Below are 3,738 nucleotides of genomic sequence, written 5' to 3'. Positions count from 1 at the left end.
CACCTCGGTGAACGCTTACGATTTTTAAAGCATCTCTCGATTAAATTCCTTCCAACCTTCGCATGCTGACCACACAATTTTTACCTCTCACACACAAAAAATATGGCGTAGATCTCCATTACAGATCAATTACATTGAAGTTAAACTCCTATCGCTATAGTTTGCACCTCATCGCTTCTTACCACGTCAAAATTATTAAAGACTCTTAAGCAGCCGAACAATAATAAATAAATTATTCACTTTAAAACAAAGGCTTAGATATGAAAAAGTTATTATTACCTACTTTGATTTCTTCACTATTATTACCTTCTGTCGCTCATGCTGTTGATATTTATAAATCAGATGATGGTTCTCATGTGAACCTTTACAGCCGTTTAAGCTATAAAATCACCAATAAAGATACCCATGACCAAGATGCTCGTGGGTTGTTTGATAGCCGTATTGGTTTAAGTGGTTCACAGAATATTAATGAACATTTTGACATTATTGGTCAGGCTCAATACCAAATTGGCGCCGCAGAATACGCGAACTCGCTAAATCCAGACTCTTCTGATTTCACTGCGCGTTATGTTTGGGCAGGGATTGATGGCCATGAATACGGTAAATTAAAAGGTGGGCGTGTTGATTCTGGATTAATCATGCTAACCGACATTGGTGATGTGTTCTCTAGCTCCGATGTATCGGTGGCTCGCGAAGTAAACAAGGTCGATGCCACTGCCGTACAAGTTTTCCGCCAAGATGCCACTCTGCAATACCAAAATACCATTGGCAACTTAGATGTATCTGCTGCCTATATCTTTGGTAATGATACCTCCGATTTAGATTATGGTTATAACGCAGGGTTACGTTACACCTTTGATATGGGCGCTGCCGGTACTTTAGCCCCAGTCGTTGTTTACCAACAAACCAAAGGTGATAGCGATTCAGATGCCAGCTACAAACCAGAAAATAATGGTGCCAATTATAAATTCTGGGGTGCGGGTACTAAATATTACCTCAATGACTTAACTTTGGGCGCGTTATATTCAGAAGGCCGATTAGAAAATTACAGCGGTTATACTGGCACCAGTACCGATAAAGTTATGGAATTTACGGCTATTTATAACATCACCGATAGCTGGATTGCTCGTATTGGTTACCGTAACCTCGACAACGAAGGTGGCGACGAATTAGAGCTAAAAGACACCAGTTTTGAAGTCCAATACAAACTGAATAATTGGTCATCAATTTACACGACTTATGAAATTCGTGATGGTAAAAACGGCAATAACCAAGGTACATCAACAAACTTTGCAGGCGATGCTGATGAGAATTTCTACAGCGTGAACTTACGCTTTGAAATTTAGAGTTTAACAAAATAACACCAATAGCCCTCAATGATTGGATCTCTGACATTGAGGGCATTTTTGTGTCAAGACAGCGCTCAATATCTCCTTTCGGAGTCAGACTCCAAGTTTCAAGATACCTTATATATCAGAGCACTCTTGCTTAATACAATATTAAAAATGTGGCGCACGTCTCCATTTAGATAGAATCACATTGAAGTAAAACTCCACACGGCTATTATTGGAGTATAACTTCATTGAAAAAATGATCGGAACAAAAATATGAATACTAAGGCTCACAACAAAAGTTGCCTCGAACAATTATCAACAGGCTTTGTTTCATCTTGCCAACCAGTAGATGAAAGCCCAATGAATACGCCTAGCATTATCGCCGCCATGGCGCAGGCTTCCGTTATTGGTGGCGCCACTGGTCTGCGTATTGAAGGGATTAATAATCTGCAAGCCGTTCGTCCAACCGTAACCGTGCCAATTATTGGCATTGTTAAAAGAGACTTAACCGACAGCCCGATTCGAATCACCCCTTATCTTGATGATGTTCGTCAATTACAAGCTGCCGGCGCTGATATTATTGCTATTGATGCAACAAACCGACCTCGCCCTGAAGATATCAGCACTCTAGTAAAAGAAATTCATTCATTAGGTTGCTTAGCAATGGCGGATTGTTCGACCTATGAAGAGGGTATGTATTGCCATTCTATTGGTGTTGAAATTATTGGCACGACTATGTCTGGCTACACCTGTGTAGAAACACCAAAAGAACCCGATTTAGAGCTAGTGAAACGTTTACATTCATCGGGTTGTCGTGTTATGGCGGAAGGGCGCTACAACACACCTGAACTCGCCAAATCCGCTATCGAAGCTGGCGCATTTACCGTTACCGTGGGCTCAGCAATTACTCGTATTGAACATATTTGTAGCTGGTTTGATAAATCGGTTACTGAAGGCCGATATAACACATTAGGTAATTCTCATGAGTAAGATCTTAGCGGTCGATCTTGGCGGCACAAAAATTGCCGTTGCAATGGTGGTTGATAACCAAATCATTACACGTAAGCAAGTACCAACACCGACAACAAGCAAACAAATGACGATGGTGTTGAGCGAGCTACTCATGCCTTTTATAAACGAAGCCGAAGCGGTGGCAGTTGCCTCCACGGGGATCATTAATAATGGGATATTAACGGCGCTTAACCCCAACAATCTGGGCGGTTTAGATCATTTCCCCATCCAGTCGACTATCGAAAACATTACCCAATTACCGACAATGGTCATCAATGATGCACAAGCGGCGGCTTGGACCGAATTTCAACTTCTTGATAATTCGATTTCTAATATGGCATTTATTACCATCTCAACGGGCGTTGGCGCTGGGCTTGTCATTGATAAATCATTACAGATTGGTAAAACCGGACTATCCGGCCATGCAGGACATATGCTGGCAGATCCTAATGGCCCGAACTGCGGATGCGGAAGAAAAGGATGTGTTGAAGCTATTGCCTCTGGCACGGCGATTGGGGTTGCAGGTCAAGCATTTTGGGGTAGCGAATGTACTGGTCAGATGGTGTATCAACATTTTCTTGCCGGTAATCTTGATGCAAAGACAATCATTAATCACTCCGCTAAAACCATTGCAAACTTAATTGCTGACTTAACCATTTCTCTCGACTTAGAAACCGTCGTATTGGGAGGAAGTGTTGGGCTGGCTGAGCAATATCTACAACAAGTACAACATTATTTACAGCAGCACCCTACCGCCTATCAAACCAATATCAAATTAGCGCATTCTGGCGCAGATGCTGGTTTGCTTGGCGCTGCAAATTTGTATTGTAAAAACTTTAAAAGTTAATCACTCACTACATAATCAAAATTAACGAGGATTTATACCAATGGAAAATCATTCATTTGGCACCCTAAATTACATTATGCTGCTGGTTTACCTCCTAGCTATTATGCTAGTCGGCGTTTACTTTGCAAAAAGACAAAAATCGACAGAAGATTATTTTAAAGCCAGTGGACGTATTCCCGGTTGGGCGGCCGGTATTAGCGTATTTGCAACCACGCTAAGCTCAATCACTTTTATGTCGATTCCCGCGAAAGCGTACACTTCAGATTGGACGTTCTTAATCGGTCAATACATGGCAATTGCTGTATTGCCAATTGTTTTCATCTACTACATTCCGTTCTTCAGAAAGTTGAACCTGACTTCCGCTTATGAATACCTAGAAAAACGATTTGACGTAAGAATGCGTTTATTCTCAAGTATTTCATTCATGCTATTCCATATCGGGCGTATCGCGATCATCATCTATTTGACAGCACTCGCTCTGATCCCATTTATTGATATTAACCCATTATTTATTGTGTTCTTAATTGGTGTACTTTGTATTGTTTA

At 41.2% G+C, this 3,738-nt stretch carries 4 protein-coding genes; all 4 read left to right on the top strand.

Going from position 1 to position 3,738, the window contains the following annotated elements; translation table 11 throughout:
• Nucleotides 1-260 precede the first annotated feature (260 nt).
• Complete coding sequence (locus tag FH976_RS15485; protein ID WP_194091678.1) at nucleotides 261-1,346, top strand: porin; 1,086 nt, start codon at nucleotides 261-263, stop codon at nucleotides 1,344-1,346.
• 261 nt (nucleotides 1,347-1,607) lie between these two features.
• Complete coding sequence (locus FH976_RS15480) at nucleotides 1,608-2,324, top strand: N-acetylmannosamine-6-phosphate 2-epimerase (protein ID WP_194091677.1); 717 nt, start codon at nucleotides 1,608-1,610, stop codon at nucleotides 2,322-2,324.
• Entirely contained in the window at nucleotides 2,317-3,192 is an 876-nt protein-coding gene (locus FH976_RS15475; RefSeq protein ID WP_194091676.1) for an N-acetylmannosamine kinase, read from the top strand. Before FH976_RS15480 ends, FH976_RS15475 begins: the two co-directional genes overlap by 8 nt.
• A gap of 40 nt (nucleotides 3,193-3,232) precedes the next feature.
• Nucleotides 3,233-3,738 (top strand): sodium:solute symporter family transporter (locus FH976_RS15470; RefSeq protein WP_407701658.1); only part of this gene is annotated, 506 nt, incomplete at its 3' end.

The sequence above is a fragment of the Vibrio hibernica genome (assembly GCF_015223435.1).
Taxonomy (GTDB): Bacteria; Pseudomonadota; Gammaproteobacteria; order Enterobacterales; family Vibrionaceae; genus Vibrio; species Vibrio hibernica.
Note: the sequence above shows the minus strand (reverse complement) of the source record. Positions and strands in the feature narration are given on the sequence as shown.

What these genes read in the sequence shown, in the direction of transcription:
- FH976_RS15480 (WP_194091677.1), top strand. Translation starts at nt 1,608, where the DNA reads ATGAATACTAAGGCTCACAACAAAAGTTGCCTCGAACAATTATCAACA.
- FH976_RS15485 (WP_194091678.1), top strand. Translation starts at nt 261, where the DNA reads ATGAAAAAGTTATTATTACCTACTTTGATTTCTTCACTATTATTACCT.
- FH976_RS15475 (WP_194091676.1), top strand. Translation starts at nt 2,317, where the DNA reads ATGAGTAAGATCTTAGCGGTCGATCTTGGCGGCACAAAAATTGCCGTT.